The following is a 15,953-nucleotide window of genomic DNA, read 5'->3' as shown; positions in this document are numbered from 1 at the left end:
CCCCGACCCGGAGCCCCACCCGCCCTTGGTGCTCGAACATGCTCCGCCCTTCCTCAGTGCAGCTTGAGAATCAGCCAGTCCAGCTTGGTGCCCACGCGGAGGATCACCTTGCGCAGGACGTGCACCGGGTGGACCGCGTCGGTGTAGATGGCGGCGTGTCCGTGCGCTCCCGCCGGGAGGATCACGTCATCCTCCGCGTGCTCGACGGCGAGCTTGACGGCGTAGCGCCCGGGAGGCGGGGTTTGAAACCCCGTCTCGGGGACGACTCCAGAGACGGGAAGCTGCCCCTGCCCGGTCGCCCAGACCACGGATTCGACGCGGCACTTGATGATCCGGTTCGGGAACGTCAGCAGCGTGACCTCCGCCTCGTTGCCCGGCCGGACCTGGTGCAGCTCGTTCTGATTGAAGTAGGCGATGACGTACTGCTCGTCCTCCACGAAGCTCATCACCGGAGTGATGGGGAGCGCCGCCGCGTAGGAGCCCGCGCGCAGTTGGAGGTTCACCACCGTCCCATCCGCGGGCGCATACGTGACGGTCTCCTTGAGGCGCCACTCCGCGTCCGCCAACGTCGCGCGCGCCTGCTGCTCCCCGGCCTCCGCCTGGGCGAGGTCGACGAGCGTCCCATCCTCGGTGCGCGCTTCCAGCTTCTGCGTGGCCTGCCCCACGGCGGCGTTCGCCGCGGCCAGCTCCCCCTCCAGGTTCCGGGCCTCCGACTGCACCTCCTGCAAATCGAACTGATTGCCCGCCCCGCTGGAGACAAGCACCGTGTGTTGCCGGATGCGCCTGCGGACCAGGTCCAGCCGGGCCGCGACGGACGCCCGCCGCCCCTGGGCGGTCTTGCGCTCCAATATCAGTTGCCGCTCGATGGCCCGGGCGCCCGCGACCTTCGCCTCCAGCTCCTTCACCTTGGCCCTCATCCCCTCCACCTCCAGCCGCGAGGACTCGGGGTCGATGCGGAAGAGCACGTCGCCCTTCTTCACCGAACTGTTGGGCTGGACGGGCACCTCGATGACGCGCCCGGAGACCCGCGGCACGACCTGCACCACGTAGTTCATCACCCGCGCGTCCGACGAGGACGGTGCGTACACGTTGGCCAGCAGGAGCAACACCGCGATGCCGATGACGGGCAGCGTGACGACGATGACCTGGGAGACGAAGGTCCACGGCAACAGCTTGAACTTGAAGAAGAGCAGCCAGACGATGAACGCGTAGACGAGGAGCAGGAGCAGTTCCATCAGTGCGGCTCCCCTCGCTCATCGGGGGACGAACCCTCGGAGGGCGGCGCATGATGGGCCGGGTGCCCAGCCTCGCCCGCCTCGGCGAGCTCCGGGCCGTGCGCGGGACGGACGCGGTCCTCCCCGTACGCCAACTTGTACAGGGTGGGCTTGGAGTAGGCCCAGATCCACGCCAGGGGCCACAGGAGTCCCCCGAAGAACAGCGACAGGAAGCACAGCGTCTTGATGGCTTCCAACTGCGGATGGTGGCGTTTCTCCGCGATCTTCTCCGGGAGGATGTGGAGCATCCAGAACGCGGCGATGAGCACCACCGGGGCGATGACGATGACGACCCAGCTCATCACGTCCGCCGCGGTGTCCAGCGCGTCCCCGCTGAACAACGACGCCTGCGCGGAGAAAGGAACCCAGGACGCCACCAGTCCCAACCACCGCATCGCGGCGGTGATTGCCCCTCGTGATCCACTCATGGTCCCCGCCCCCCCAGCTCCGCCGACAAGCTAGGAGGGGACACTCCACCGTCAAGTGAGGACCCGGGCGCGCGGCACTCCAGTCCGACATCACTGTTCACGCGCCGGCTGGCACCGCGCTCCCGGCCGGACACTCGCGCGGTGCCTTCTCCTCGCGACCTACGAATCCAGTGAGCGTTTGGATTTGCCGACGATCTCGTAGACGCAGTTCACCAGCGCCAGATGGCTGAACGCCTGGGGGAAGTTGCCAAGCGCCCTGCGCTCACGCGGCAGGTACTCCTCGGCGAGCAGGCCCACGTCGTTGCAGAGCCCCATCAGCTTGTCGAGCAGCCGCCGGGCATCCTCGGTCCTTCCCATGAGTTTGTAGGTGTTCGCGAGCCAGAAGGAGCAGGCGAGGAACACGCCCTCCTCGCCGGAGAGACCGTCGACGCTGTCCTCCGTCCGGTAGCGCAGCACCAGGCCATCCGGCATCAACTCCTGTTCGATGGCCCGCACGGTTCCGGCGACGCGGGGATCCTCTGGTGGGAGGAACCCGCTCATCGGAATGAAGAGCAGGCTCGCATCCACTCCCTTCGAGCCGTAGTACTGCGTGAACGTGTTGCGTTGGGGATCGAAGCCCTTGCTGCACACCTCATCGAAGATGGTCTGCCGCAGCGCCACCCACGGCGCCGTGTCCTCCTTCAAGCCGTACTCCTCGATCGAGCGCACCCAGCGATCGATGGTGACCCACGCCGACACCTTGGAGGCGGTGAACGAGTGCTTCGGCCCCCGCATCTCCCAGATGCCATGGTCGGGTAGCGTCCAGACCTCGGACACCCGCGTCGCGAAGATCTTGAGCTCCTGCGCGGCGCGCTCCGACATCCGGCCCACCTGCTGCGCATGAAGGTAGAGGACCGCGGCGAACTCGCCCAGGACGTCGAGCTGGAACTGCGTATAGGCACCATTTCCTATCCGCACGGGGCGAGCCCCTTCGTATCCACTCAGCCAGTCCAGCGGGATCTCGGTGAGGCGCCGCTCGCCCCGGATGCCATACATGATCTGCAACTGGTCCGGAGCGCCTCCGATGGCGGTCACCAGCCAGTGGCCGAACGCACCCGCCTCATCCAGGAGCTCGGCGCGCATGAGCGCGTTCAACGTCAGGACCGAGTCGCGAATCCAGCAGAACCGGTAGTCCCAGTTGCGCTCCCCACCCGGTGTCTCCGGGAGCCCGAACGTGGGCGCGGCGACAACCGCCCCCGTGGGCTGGAAGCTGCACGCCTTGAGGGTGAGCAGCGAGCGCACGACCGCGTCCTCGTACTCGGCGGGCGGGCGGATCCGCGAGGCCCAGTCCTCCCAGTAGGCCTGCGTCTCACGCAGGGCGACCTCCGGATCGATCATCGCGGGGCGATCGTCATAGGACCGGGCCCAGGAGAGGACGAAGGGGATCCGCTGACCTGCTTGAACCGTGAACTCCGCTTCGAAAGGAGGAGCCCCCTTGCCATTACCGCCTCGCAGGTAGACCGCATCTGGACCGGCGATGGCGGCGGTGGCTCCATCCTGCTGGCTCACCAGGGGGACGGTGTAACCATTGGCGAACCGGGGACGCAGATCGGAGCGCATCGTCACCGTGCCGCGGACTCCCTCCACCCAGCGCACCAGGTGGGGGGCCCCCTTGCGGATGGGCATGAGGTCCACGAGACGCACCGTGCCCGAGTCGGTATCAAACTCCGTCTCCAGGATGAGGGTCTTGTCGCGGTAGCGGCGTCGCACCTCGCGCACGGGCGTCTTCGGAGCCAGCTTCCACCGCCCGTTCTCGGGGGTTCCGAGCAGCGACGTGAAGCACGCATCGGAGTCGAAATCCGGGAGGCAGAGAAAGTCGATGGAGCCGTCACGGGCCACGAGCGCGGCCGTGTACAGGTCTCCCAGGAGCGCGTGGTCCTCGATGAGCAGACCGGGCTCCGCCCGGGTCTCGCCTCCCCACCCAGTCCTGGGCGCTTCCTTCGCTTGAAAGGTCTCTGTCGAAGTCGAAGCCATTCATTCCTCCCTGCGTGTCAGGTGACTCTCCGAAAAAGGTAGCCCCCCACACCCAGGGTGCAATCCGCGACGAGGGCTCGCAGTCGTGAAGCCACTGCGCGCGGGCGGTGGAGCGCTGTCGATGAAGGCCGAACGCCAGCCAGCACCTGGCGCCCGCCTGACGACTCCCTTCCCCCCGGGTTCGCACCCGAGGGGAGAGGGCCTGCCTTCCGCTAGAGCGGCTCCCCCACCACCAGCGTGACGGGACCCATGCTCTGCACGATGAAGCGGTTGCGCGTGCCCACCTGGATGGCGCTCTTCAGCCGCGCCTCCGGCCACTGCGCGTAGCCCAACTCGTACAGCCACCGGTAGTCCTTGGGCGCCGCCTCCGAGGCCTGGGGTGAAGCACGCTCGCCCAGGATGAAGGCCGCATAGCGCGTGTAGGCCTTGTGCAGGGTGCCGCCGCCCGGGCCCGCGTAGTCCCAGAAGCCCGGCCGCGCGTAGTTGACCTCCGCGTTGCGCGCGACCAGCGACATGGCCCACAGGTGGAAGAGCGAATAGCCGATGGGCGGGTCGCGGAGGATCTTCTCCTCGTAGATGCGGCCCTCGTTGGCGGTGCCCGTGCCGGACTCGATGGCGCGGTTGATGACGTCCTTGATGAAGGACGGATTGGCATAGGCGCCGTTGCGGCGGTCCGTCCACGCGGTGCCGTCCAGCACGTAGCCCGCGAGCGCGCTGTCCTGGAGCGCCACGGACGCGGCCAGCAGCCCCGCGAGCCCCCAGCTCAGGTGGTTGTCGGAGCGGTAGCGCGTGAAGGCGCCGGAGGAGGGGTGCGTGTCCGCCCAGCGCGTCCACGCCTGGAAGCTGGAGTTGACGGCCTCGGCGGACTTGCGCAGCCACTCGCGGATGGCGGCGTCATCCGTGGCGCTGAACGTGTGGCCGTTGCGCTTGAGCAGCACGTACGCGTCGCTGGCGTTGATGAGGCCATACGCCTGGAACAGGCCATCCAGCGCGAAGTTCCACGGACGGTCGGAGCAGTAGTCCGCCGTCTGGCCATCCAGCTTCGCCGCCGCGTAGTCCACGTGCAGGTCGTGCAGGTTCACGGGCGTGTGCTGTGACGCCCACGTCTTCAGGAACAGCGCCGCGCGCGTCGCGTACTTCGCGTCCCCGCCGACGGCGTACTGGAGCGCGAGCGAGCGCATCCGGTCCGAGTCGTCCGTGAACTTGCCCGTCGCGTCCGCCAGCGAGTTGTCGATGCCGTCCGTGTCCGGCGAGCACCAGTGGTACGTGATGGCGGCGATGTTCGTCATCCGGAACGGCTTCGGCGTGGCCGTCAGCGCCGCGTCCGCGCGTCCCTTCAGGATGCGAGCGTTCTCCGCGTAGGGCTCCGTCGTCGCCGTCGCCCGCTGACGCGCGCGAGTGAGCTCCGCCGCGGTGATGAAGATGCCACCGCCCGCCGTGGGCAGCGCCGTCGCCTCCGCTTCCACCTGGGTGAGCGAAGCCGCATCCTGCGCGTCCTCCGGTCCGCAGGCCGTGCCACCCGCCAGCACCACCCCCGCCACCAGCGCCCGCAGGCGTGAGCGGGGAGAACGCATCCACCGAGTCTCCAACGTCATGACCGTTCCTATCGAGAAGAGTGAACAACAAGGCCCCTCGCGGGGCCGGTGTGACTCCAGGACAAGGCTCGGGCCCGGTCAGGATGCGCATTCCTGAACGGGCCCGAATCACGTCAACAGCAGGGCCTCAGGTGCCGTCGATGAGACGGTTCGCCAGGTCCGGGCTGAACTGACCGGCGGGCGTCCCCGGGGCGATGCCGCAGTTGCCATCCGAGTCCCCCGGCACCTTCACCCAGAGCAGCATCTCCGCGCCGCCGCCCGTCTGTGAAGGCGTGCCCAGCTTGCGGCCCCCCGGGTTGCACCACTCGCCGTTGGAGCCATTGCCATTGCGACTGGTGTCCACGACGAACTGCCGCGTGTAGCCATAGCGGCTGGAGAGCGCGGCGTTGACCGCGTTGCCGAACGTGGCGGACTCGCTGGCGGAGTAGAAGTTGGAGACGTTGAGGGAGAAGCCGCGCACGTTGCGCGCGCCCGCGGACTCCAGCCGCTGCGCCGTCGTGTCGGCGCCGATCCACCGCGCGTTGCCTCCATCCATGTACGCCCAGGTGTTGGGCGCGCGGTCGCGGAACTGCTCGGAGGCGTAGCGCAGCAGGCCCAGCCGCGTCTGGCGTTCCGAGTCGTTGGGGAGGCAGTCGAGCTGCGCGAGGGCATCCGGCTCGATGATGACGACCGCGGGCCGGTTGCCGAGCCCCGCCGCGAAGGCGGAGATCCACGAGCGGTACGCGTCCGCGCTGCCCGCCCCGCCGCCGGAGTGGCTGCCGCAGTCGCGGCCCGGGATGTTGTAGGCCACCAGCACCGGCAGCTTGTCCGCCGCGTCCGCCGCGCCGACGAAGCTGGACACCGCCTGGGTGATGTCCCCACTCCAGTTGCCGAACCAGCGCGCCATGGGCTTGCTGGCGATGGAGGCATTGATGCGCGAAGCGCGGCCATCCCCGCCGTTGGCGCGCACCCAGACCGCCGGGTTGGAGTTGGGGTCCACGTAGAAGCCGCTCGTCATCGCCACCGGGCCGGAGCCCGTGGAGCCGCTCTCCGTGGTGAGCGACACGTCATCCAGCCGCACGGTGACGGCATTGGCCCGCCCGCCCAACTGGAACGTCACCTGCCCCACGCCCGTGGACAGCGAGGACGTGAACGGGAAGGTGAAGCGCCTTGAGGTGCCGTCCAGCGTGAAGGTCTGGGTGAGCGTCGTCGCATAGGGCGCGGCGTCCTGCTGCACCGTCACGCGCGCGGTGATGGTCGCCGTGGCCCTGGCGGTGAAGGCCAGCGTGTACGCCCGACCGCTCACCAGCGTCAGGCCGCTCTGCCCCACGATGGCATCCCACGCGTTGGCCGTGTTCGCCGCCACGTCCACGCGCCACTGGTTGCTCTCCACATACGACTGCGTGCTCGCGTTGTTCCACCACGGCGCCGTGGTGCCGTTGTTGAAGCCACCGTTGGAGAGCAGCTCGGTGAGCGCCGCTTCCTGCACGGCCACCGGAGCTTCAGCCGGAGCCTCCGGAGCGGCGGGACCACAGGACGCGAACAACGACACCAACGGAAGCGACAGCCAGCGGAGCAGACCAGGGGAACGCATGACGAACTCCTCACCACGGGGGGAGTCACCATTCATGCGGAGGCTGAGTCCGGGATACAAGGTTAATCAGCTATTTCAGCTATGTACGGAATCTTACTGAAACAGTGCCGGCGAGGGGGCGACCCCGCGCGCTCGCGGAGAACCGACACATGTACACCCCGCGCCGTGGGCCCTAACCTGGCGCCATGACGAAGGCCGTCTTCACCACCTCGGAAGGTTCGGCCTACGACGACCAGCCTGAGGTCCGTTATCACTTCCCGCGCACATACCTGCGCCAGGTGGAGGCCGCGGTGGGGGAGATGGTCCTCTATTACGAACCCCGCCGGGCCAGCGGACCGGGAAGCTCGGACGGACGGCAGGCGTACTTCGCCGTCGCGCGCGTCGAGCGGGTGGAAGAGGACAGGAACCGCCCCGGCCACCACTACGCGCTCATCGAGGACTTCCTCGAGTTCGATCATCCCGTGCCGTTTCGGGAGGGAGACCTCTACTACGAGGGCGCGCTACGCAAGGCGGATGGCAGCACCAACAAGGGCGCCTTCGGCCGCGCGGTCCGCCCGCTGGACGACAAGGAGTTCGAACTCATCGTCCGTTTGGGCTTCCACAGGAACTACGAGCCGTGGGAGCTCACACCCCTCCCTGGTGTCGCGGAACCCCTCCCCGTCTACCCGGAGCGTCCGCTGGAACAACTGGTCGTCTCGCGCCCCTTCCGCGACGAAGCCTTCCGCCACAACGTGCGCCGCGCCTACGACCGGACCTGTGCCATCTCCGGCCTGAAACTCATCAATGGTGGAGGAAGACCGGAGGTCCAGGCGGCCCACATCCAGCCCGTGGCCTCACACGGCCCAGACTCGGTTCGCAACGGCCTGGCACTGACCGGCACGGTCCACTGGATGTTCGACCGCGGCCTCGTCTCCATCGACGACGATCACCGCGTGCTCCTGGCGACGAGAGGAGTGCCCGAGGAGCTGGGCCGGATCATCCAACCCCACCGAAAGCTGCGCCTCCCCGAGCGCCCCGAGTGGCGGCCCCACCCCAGCTACCTGAAGTGGCACCGGGATCACGTCTTCAAGGGTTGACGCCAGCGCCACGTGAAGCCCGCGAGGTGCGCGTGGGGCGCAGGTGCACCGGCGGCGTCTGGGGCGCGGAGAGGATCCACGGCTTGGGCCCCAGGCCGTCCTCTTCGCGCGACAGGTCCACGGTGGGATCCACGAGCGGCTCCGACAGCCGGCCGTTCAGGGACACCCGCACGTCGGCGCGCACCTCCACGGGGTGCTGCGTCTTCGCCTCGTAGTCCCGCGCGATGCGGTGGGCCAGTTGCAGGATGAGGTCCGGCTGCACCGCCATCTCCCGCTCCTGCAACCGCGAGAGGTACTGGCTGGGCGGCACGTGCCACTCCCGGCCGGTGACGCTGTCACGCACCATGAACGTCGCGCTGCCGTTCTTCTCCCGCGTCATCACCCGCCAGGAGAAGCGCATGCCCTGCTCATGCCAGAGCACGTTGCCGCCATAGGCATGCGTGCGCAAAGGCAGCAGCACCTGGAGGAGCGCGTAGACCACGGCCGCGCCCAGCGCCACCCGCCCCTTCCATCCGGGCACGCCAGCCACCACGGACCCGGACGAAGGCGCGACGCCCTTCCACGGAAGCCGCCGCACCCGGGCCCAGAGCGCGTGAGGCCACGAAGGGTCGAAGAACACCAACGCCCCCGTCACCATGATGAAAGGGAACATCCCGATGGGAAACAGCGCGAACGTCACCGCGTGGAAGCCCAGCACGACGACGTACGCGAACGGGCGCGTACGCCGCCACACGAGGAACAGCACGATGGTGCTGTCGAACAGCATCCCGCCCCAGGCCGCCGCGTACGCCATCCAGCGCTGCTCCAGGAGCGGCCCCACCCACGGCAGCCCCGTGCGCGCGGCCAGCCAGATGTTGAGCGGCTGCGCGTGCACCAGCCAGTCGGAGGTGAACTTCGCCAGCCCCGCGAACACGTAGACGACGGCCACCTGAAAGCGCAGCAGGTCCGTGCACCACGCCGGCAGCCAGTCCCGCTTCAACGCCGGCCTGCGCCACGCATCCACGGAGAAGGCCCGGTGCGCCGGAATGAAACACATCAACGCCAGCAGCAGGCTCACCAGGTAGTAGTGATTGAGGTAGTTCGTCACGTCCAACAACTGCACGTAGGCGAACACCGCGAACAGCAACACCACCGTCACCCGGTAGAACAGCCCCACCATCAGCAGCACGCCCAGCACGCCCAGCGCCATGAAGAGCGCGGGCATCCCCCACGAGGGCAGCGGCGGAATCCAACCGAAGCCCCAATAGGTGAAGCGGAACTTCGGCTGCGCGAAGAGGACGCCCACCCAGCCATAGGCCAGGAAGCGCACCGCGGAGATGGCGATGAGCAGGCCCAGCGCCACCCGGAACGCCGCCAGCGCGGCGATGTCCCGGGGCGCCAGCAGCCGTGCCCAGAGCCGTGTCCATGGACGCGAGGACGTCATGTCCCCGCCTCCAGCGGACTCAGTCATTGTCTCCCTCGAGGCCCGCGGGCGGCTCCAGGTCCAGCGTGGTGATGAAGTCCGTCTTCAGCACGTCCGTGATGCCCTTGAAGTCGTCATAGAGCCGCTGCACGGACGCCCTGTCATCGACCAGCGCCTGCTTGAGGTCCGCCTCCTCCACCGCGGCCAGCGCCGCCTCGGCCTCCACCGCCTGCTCGTGCATCCGCGTGGCCACGGCCTCCGCGCCCGCCGCCACCAGCACGTCGTCGAAGCCCGGCCCCGAGTAGTCCGCGCCGCAGCCCTCCACGATGCGCCGGAAGCCCTTCAGGTTCTGGATGAGGTTCTGCTTCGAGCGGCCCGCGAACTGCGACTCCAACAGCTCCGGGCACGTGGCCGACGAGCAGTCGCGCAGCCCCAGCGGCCGGGCCAGCTTCTGGTCCTTCACCTCGCGCTCCACGTAGTAGATGGCGTCGCTCATCGCATTGAGCGCCACCTGCGTGGACGGGAACACCGTGTTGCCCGAACCCGCCGTGGCGAGCGTCTTCTGGAAGTTGCCGCCCTCCGGCGCCCACGCCTCCACCAGCGCCTGCGCGCGCGTGCTCACGTCCGCCGCCACCACCGCCGCGTACGCCCGCTTGCGCGCCGCCCGGTCCTCCGCCGTCAGCGCCGCCCACGTCCCCTGCGCCACGATGGCCGAATTGGGGCCGCACGCCGTGTCCGCGCCCTCGTGGAACAGCAGGTACTCCAGCGCCACGAAACCGCGCCGCGTCACCAGGCTGGAGGAGAAGCTGGCCGACTCGTAGCCCTTCGACACGATCTGCTCCTCGACGGAGCACCGGTTGGTGAGCGGGAACGAATAGATGTTGTCGCGGATCTCCGCGCCGCCCGGGCTGCTGCGCATCGCCGCCGGCCCCACCTGCATCGACTCCATCACCTGCCACACGTCCATCGCTTCATGGAACGCCGTGCGCGCCGCTGTCACCGCCGCCGCATCCGGCGCGTCCCTCAACGCCGCCGTCGCCGCCTGCAACGCCGTGGCCTTCGGCAGGAAGTCGCGCGCCGTGCCCAGGATGCACGCGCCCGTCGCGCTCAGCAGCTCCGCGCGCACGTCGGTTTCGCCCGGGGGCGGCGGATCCACCGGCTTCGGCTTGCTGTCACTGCACGCCAGCGACAGCGCCGCGGTGAACGCCAGGGCCCTCACTCCCCAACGGGAGGGCGCATCAGGACGGGTTCGCGAGAGGATCATGCCCTTCGCAGTATCAACGCCTCTTGAGACTGACAATCATTCTCGATTCTGTGCGCCCCAGAGGGAAACACCGGCCCTCGCCTTGACTTCAAATACCCCGGGGACTACGCAGGCAGCCCCGTAGAAGAAATTGAATCTGAGAATCGTTCTCATTTTCGACCCACCCACCCGAGGGTATCCATGTCGAATCAGAGGAAGCACCGGAGCTTCAAGAAGCTGCTGCCCAGCATGCTGGTCCTGGGCGCCACCGTGGCCGCGCTGGGCGCCTGTGGCGATGACGAGGAGCCCACCCCCACGCCGGACGCGGGCACCCAGACGGATGCGGGCACCAACACGGATGCCGGCACCCAGACGGACGCGGGCACCAGCACGGACGCCGGCACCACCGCGACGCCGGACTCGGACCTGGCGCTCGTGCGCCTCAACACCAACGGCACGCTCGACAACACCTTCGGCACGGGCGGCATCGCGCGGGTGAGCCTGGGCACGGGCGCCGGCGCGGCGCGTGACGCCCTCTGGTCCGCGGACCGCGACACGCAGAACCGCGTGGTGGTGTTCGGCTCCAAGAAGGCGGAAGGCGCCACCCGCTCTGACACCGACCGCGTCGTCGCCCGCATCACCACCGCCGGCGCGCTGGACGAGACCTTCAACGCGGGCGCCGTAGCCCCCGCGGTCAAGGGCATGTACGCGCTGGACATCGGCGGCCTGGGCGACACCGCGCGCCACGGCTTCGTGCAGGCGGATGGCACCATCCTCTCCGCCGGCTACCTGAGCCAGCCCACGGGCGTGGGCGCGCAGAGCGCCCACCGCGTCGTGATGCTGCGCCTGACCGAGGCCGGCACGCCCGACGCCACCTTCGGCTCCAAGGGCGTGGTGAACTCCGCGCCGTTCGCCACCAATGACGTGACGGCGGAGTGGGGCATCTCCGAGGCCTACACCGCGGTCCGGCAGTCCACGGGTTCCTACGTCACCACCGGCTACGGCCGCGCGGCGGGCGTGGGGGGCAGCACGGTGGACCTCATCTCCTTCCGCTACACGGCGGCAGGCGTGCTGGACCCCACGTACGGCACCAATGGTTCGTTCATCCTGAACCTGACGGGCGACAACGACCGCGGCCGTGACGCGGTGGCCCTCAAGGACGACAGCGTGTTCATGGTGGGCAGCGGCGTCCGGACGGCGGGCAAGGTCCAGCCCATGGCGGTGCAGGTGACCAAGGACGGTCAGCCGGCCACGGCGCCCGGCTTCACGGAAGGCTACAAGCTGTACGACTTCGACCGCCCGGACCAGGCCTTCTTCGACGTGGCGCACGCCGACGTGGGCGGTGTCGAGTACGTCGCCGCCGCGGGTTTCCGCGCCGGTGGCTCGGAGGACGACGACGCGGTCCTGCTCATCCGCAATGTGGCGACCGGCGTGGAGTTCTCCAACCCGGTGCCCTTCTCCGAGACGGCCAACGACCGTTTCTGGGGCGTGAACTTCGGCCTGGACGGCAAGGTGTACGCCACGGGCTTCGTCACCGAGGCGGGTGACAACCAGTTCGCCATCGCGCGCTTCAACCTGGACGGCACGCGCGACACCGCCTTCGGCACGGGTGGCATCGTCACGGTGAACGTCATCCCCGGCAAGCTGGAAGAGGTGGCGCGCAGCGTCGTCATCCAGTCCGACGGCAAGATCGTCATCGTGGGCGTCGCCGAAGCGAAGTAAAGCGCGCCTCGCTCGCTGTCGCGGTAAGCGGCGGTCCTCCGGGGCCGGCGGGGGCCTTCCCCGTCGGCCCGGGCGACCGCCGCGCTTTTTCGCACGTACCTCCGGGAGTCTTCGTTTCATGGGTGCACGGACCTGGGCAGTCGCGGTGGTTTCCTTCGTCGTCTCCTCGTCGGCGTCGGCACAGTCGCCTCAGGACCCGCCTCCTCCGCCGTCGGAGGCCTCGCCCGTCCCGACGCCCGAAGCCGCACCGGTTGTTTCGCCACCCGTGTCCGAACAACCCGCGCCCGAGCCGGCCGCCGCCGCGCCCGCGGAGTCCGCCGCTTCCGTGGAGCCCGCCGCACCGTCTGGACAGACGCCCGCGCCCGCCGACGCGCCCGTCGTGGAGACCGCGCCGGAGAACTCCCGCAGGTTCGAGAGCGTGGTGGTGGGCACGTCCGAGACGAAGACGAGCGGCTCCATCCACATCCTCAAGCCGGAGAAGCTCCAGCGCTACGAGCTGGACGACCCCCAGGCCATCCTCCAGTCCGTGCCGGGCGTGTACGGCCGCGGCGAGGACGGCTTCGGCCTGCGCCCCAACCTGGGCCTGCGCGGCGTGAACCCGGACCGCAGCAAGAAAGTCACGCTGCTGGAGGACGGCATCCTCTTCGGGCCGGCGCCCTACTCCGCGCCCGCCGCGTACTACTTCCCCCTGATGACGCGCATGCAGTCGGTGCGCGTGCTCAAGGGGCCCTCCTCCATCCAGCAGGGTCCGCAGACGGTGGGCGGCTCGGTGGACCTCATCACCCGGGACATCCCGGCGCAGGAGTCCTTCGGCCTGGACCTCGCGGGCGGCCAGTACCTCTACGGCAAGGCGCACGGCTTCTTCGGCGCGAGCACCGAACGCGCGGGCTTCCTCATCGAAGGCGTCCACCTGCGCAGCAACGGCTTCAAGGACATCGACAACGGCGACGCCTCCACCGGCTTCCACCGCAACGAATGGATGGCCAAGGCCCGCTACCGGCTGGTGCCGGACGGGGAGCTGCGCCAGACGCTCCAGCTCAAGCTGGGCTACTCCGACGAAGGCTCCAACGAAACGTACCTGGGCCTGTCGGACGCGGACTTCGCCGCCAACCCGCTGCGCCGCTACAAGGCCAGCCAGTTCGACCACATGCAGTGGCACCGCACGCAGGCGGTGCTCAGCCACGTGCTGGAAGGTCGCGACATCGCGGTGACGACGTCGCTGTACCGCCAGGACCTGGAGCGTGCCTGGCGCAAGGTGAACAGCTTCCGCGGCGTCTCCATCTCCGACGTGCTCGCGGACCCCACCAGCGCGCGCAACGCCATCTATTACGGCGTGCTGACGGGGGAGCTGGACTCGTCCACCCCGGGCGAGGCCATCCTCATCGGGCCCAACCACCGCGTCTTCGTCAGCCAGGGCATCCAGAGCGTCGCCCGCTGGACGGCGACCACGGGCCCGCTGTCGCACAACGCCGAGTTCGGCGTGCGCTACCACTACGACAGCATCGACCGCCGCCACACGCAGGACGGTTTCCTGATGGTGGGCGGGGAGCTGGTCCCCGAGGGCGGCCCCACGCAGGTCACCGCCGACAACAAGGACTCCACGCACGCGCTCGCGCTGCACGCGACGGACGCCATCGCCTGGGGCCCGCTGGTGGTGACGCCGGGCGTGCGCCTGGAGATCATCCGCTCCAAGTCCCACGACACGCTGGCGGGCACCGTGGACCACGGCTCGCTGGAGGCGCTGATGCCGGGCGTGGGCGTGTACGGCGCCATCACCCCGGTGCTGGGCCTGTTCGCGGGGGCCTACCGGGGCTTCTCCCCGCCCGCGCCGGGACAGCCCCAGGAAGTGTCCGCGGAGAAGAGCATCAACTACGAGGCCGGCGCGCGCTGGTCCCGCCGGGGCGAGCGCTTCGAGGTGGTGGGCTTCTTCAACGACTACTCCAACCTCACCGACGTCTGCACCTTCTCCAATGGCTGTCTCAACGACAATCTGGACCGGCAGGTGGACGCGGGCGCGGCGAACATCTACGGCCTGGAAGCCTTCGCGGAGAAGACCTTCCGTCCGGGTGGCGGCCTCACCTTCCCGCTGACGGCGTCGTACACGTTCACGCGCACGAAACTGCTCAATGACTTCCGTTCGTCGGATCCGCAGTTCGGCAACGTGATGGCGGGAGACGAACTGCCGTACGTGCCCCGGCACCAGCTCTACGCGTCGGTGGGCGTGGAGGGTGCGCGCTGGGGTGCCTTCATCAGCACCACGTACCTGGCCAGCATGCGCGAGGAGGCGGGCCAGGGGGAGATTCCCGAAGGCGTGAAGACAGGCGCCCTGCTGACCTTCGACGTGAACGCAAGCTGGAACATCACCCGCTGGGGGCAGCTCTACGTGAGCGGCCGCAACCTGCTGGACGAGGCGGTCATCGTCGGACGCCGTCCCTACGGCGCCCGCCCCAACGCGCCCCGCACGCTCATTGGCGGGTTCAAGTTCCAACTGTAGCCGCGACTACCTCACCGCCACCTGACGGCGCGGAGGCTGCGCCACCGGAGGCCGCGGCAGGGCCTGCGCGGACGCCTTCGCGCTCGCGACGTTGTCGGCCGTGGGCGCCACGCTGGTGTCCTGGAGCGGATTGCCGCTGCTGTCCGTGTAGACGCCGTCCGGGAAGGTGCCGACGAAGACCTGCGGCGGCGTCGGCGCGGCCAGCGCCTGCGTGAGGACCGCGAGGTAGTTGTCCATCTCATGCCGGATGGTCGCCTCCTGCGTGCTGGTGTCCCCGAGCGTGTTGTAGAAGAGCACGGCGAACTCCTCGCCCACCTGCGTGTAGCGGGGCGCGGGCGGCAGCGTGGGCACCACGTCGTACTGGTTCAAGACGCGCACCGTCGCCGGGTTGGTGACGTATTGGGCGTAGGCCGCTCCCCAGGAATCCGACAGTCCCGCCTTCGGCGCCGCGAAGGTGACGGTGGTGACGCTCAGCGACGGTTGGCTCACCGCCAGGTCCAGCGCCAGGAACTCCGCGAGCCCTCCGCCCAGGCTGTGCCCCGTCACGTAGAGCGTCTGGATGTTGTTGGCCGCCAGCCACGCGAACACCTGCGCCTGCATCGACGTCGGCACCGTGCTGCCCGTCCCCGTGTAGATGCTCCAGAACCCGCCGTGCACCTGCGGCACCGGGGACATCGTCGCACCGGAGTACGGCACGAAGGACGTGGTGGCGTACTCCTCGTCCGCGCGGGTGTCCGCGGCGGTCACCGTCCCCCGCAGCGCGAGCATCGCCGTGCTCGAATCGCTGTCGGACGTGAACCACAGGCCGAACGCCTCCGCGGCGCCGCCCTCCTGCGGCACCCACGCGATGAGGTTGTCCGCCTGCGTCCAGCCCGAGGGCACCAGGTAGGACTTGCCGTTGAAGGCGGAGTAGGCCGCGACCACCCCCTGCCCCAGCGGCAGCACCTCGCTGGCTTCCAGCACGGGCTGCGGCGGCGTCGGGGTGATGGGGCCGGACTGCGGACGGTGGGCGGCAACGGTGGAGGTCGTCATGGTCATTCCCAGCAAGGGGCAGCGGGTGGAACGGGGCGCGGGGTGTCGCGTTCGTTGCCCGGACCCGATTGCAGCGCCCATGCCGCCCACCCCTTCCCTCG

The 15,953-nt window shown here is 69.1% G+C and carries 11 protein-coding genes; 3 read left to right on the top strand and 8 right to left on the bottom strand.

The genetic code is table 11. The features are described from left to right. Window positions 1–53: 53 nt before the first annotated feature. From D7V88_RS27980 to D7V88_RS27960, 5 genes are all read right to left on the bottom strand, one after another. A complete protein-coding gene (locus D7V88_RS27980; RefSeq protein ID WP_120543685.1) occupies window positions 54–1,235 on the bottom strand; it encodes an HlyD family secretion protein in 1,182 nt (393 codons plus the stop codon). Continuing rightward, window positions 1,235–1,702 carry a DUF3302 domain-containing protein gene (locus tag D7V88_RS27975; RefSeq protein WP_208726513.1) on the bottom strand — a complete coding sequence of 156 codons (468 nt, stop codon included), beginning with the start codon at window positions 1,700–1,702 and terminating at the stop codon, window positions 1,235–1,237. The genes D7V88_RS27980 and D7V88_RS27975 overlap by 1 nt, the downstream gene beginning before the upstream one ends. Window positions 1,703–1,861: 159 nt before the next feature. Next, entirely contained in the window at window positions 1,862–3,715 is a 1,854-nt protein-coding gene (locus tag D7V88_RS27970) for a glycoside hydrolase family 15 protein (protein ID WP_120543683.1), read from the bottom strand. Window positions 3,716–3,927: 212 nt separating this feature from the next. Then, a complete protein-coding gene (locus D7V88_RS27965; protein WP_120543682.1) occupies window positions 3,928–5,289 on the bottom strand; it encodes an alginate lyase family protein in 1,362 nt (453 codons plus the stop codon). A 148-nt stretch (window positions 5,290–5,437) separates the two neighbouring features. Then, window positions 5,438–6,883 (bottom strand): glycoside hydrolase family 6 protein, encoded by a 1,446-nt coding sequence (locus D7V88_RS27960; RefSeq protein WP_120543687.1) that lies wholly within the window; start codon window positions 6,881–6,883, stop codon window positions 5,438–5,440. A 185-nt stretch (window positions 6,884–7,068) separates the two neighbouring features. On the opposite strand from D7V88_RS27960, the gene D7V88_RS27955 reads away from it, so the two are divergent. Beyond that, on the top strand, window positions 7,069–7,959 hold the full coding sequence (locus tag D7V88_RS27955; protein WP_120543681.1) for an HNH endonuclease: 891 nt from the start codon (window positions 7,069–7,071) through the stop codon (window positions 7,957–7,959). Here D7V88_RS27955 and D7V88_RS27950 read toward each other — a convergent pair. Then, window positions 7,949–9,382, bottom strand: a complete 1,434-nt coding sequence (locus D7V88_RS27950; protein WP_244238434.1) for an HTTM domain-containing protein — start codon at window positions 9,380–9,382, stop codon at window positions 7,949–7,951. The genes D7V88_RS27955 and D7V88_RS27950 overlap by 11 nt on opposite strands. 19 nt (window positions 9,383–9,401) lie before the next feature. Next, window positions 9,402–10,625 carry an imelysin family protein gene (locus tag D7V88_RS27945; protein ID WP_120543679.1) on the bottom strand — a complete coding sequence of 408 codons (1,224 nt, stop codon included), beginning with the start codon at window positions 10,623–10,625 and terminating at the stop codon, window positions 9,402–9,404. A 180-nt stretch (window positions 10,626–10,805) separates the two neighbouring features. Here D7V88_RS27945 and D7V88_RS27940 point away from each other — a divergent pair, with 180 nt between their 5' ends. Together D7V88_RS27940 and D7V88_RS27935 are read left to right on the top strand one after the other, a co-directional pair. Then, window positions 10,806–12,326, top strand: a complete 1,521-nt coding sequence (locus tag D7V88_RS27940) for an NHL repeat-containing protein (protein WP_167509883.1) — start codon at window positions 10,806–10,808, stop codon at window positions 12,324–12,326. Window positions 12,327–12,444: 118 nt separating this feature from the next. Beyond that, a complete protein-coding gene (locus D7V88_RS27935; RefSeq protein ID WP_120543678.1) occupies window positions 12,445–14,820 on the top strand; it encodes a TonB-dependent receptor family protein in 2,376 nt (791 codons plus the stop codon). Between the two features lie 6 nt (window positions 14,821–14,826). Here the strand turns inward: D7V88_RS27935 and D7V88_RS27930 are convergent, their stop codons facing one another. Then, the gene (locus D7V88_RS27930; protein ID WP_158625165.1) at window positions 14,827–15,852 is read right to left on the bottom strand and encodes a lipase family protein; all 1,026 of its coding nucleotides are present in this window, start codon (window positions 15,850–15,852) and stop codon (window positions 14,827–14,829) included. Between the last annotated feature and the right edge of the window lie 101 nt (window positions 15,853–15,953).

Source organism: Corallococcus terminator, assembly GCF_003611635.1.
Lineage (GTDB): Bacteria > Myxococcota > Myxococcia > Myxococcales > Myxococcaceae > Corallococcus > Corallococcus terminator.
The sequence above is the reverse complement of the archived record's forward strand: the minus strand, read 5'-3'. Positions and strand labels throughout refer to the sequence as shown.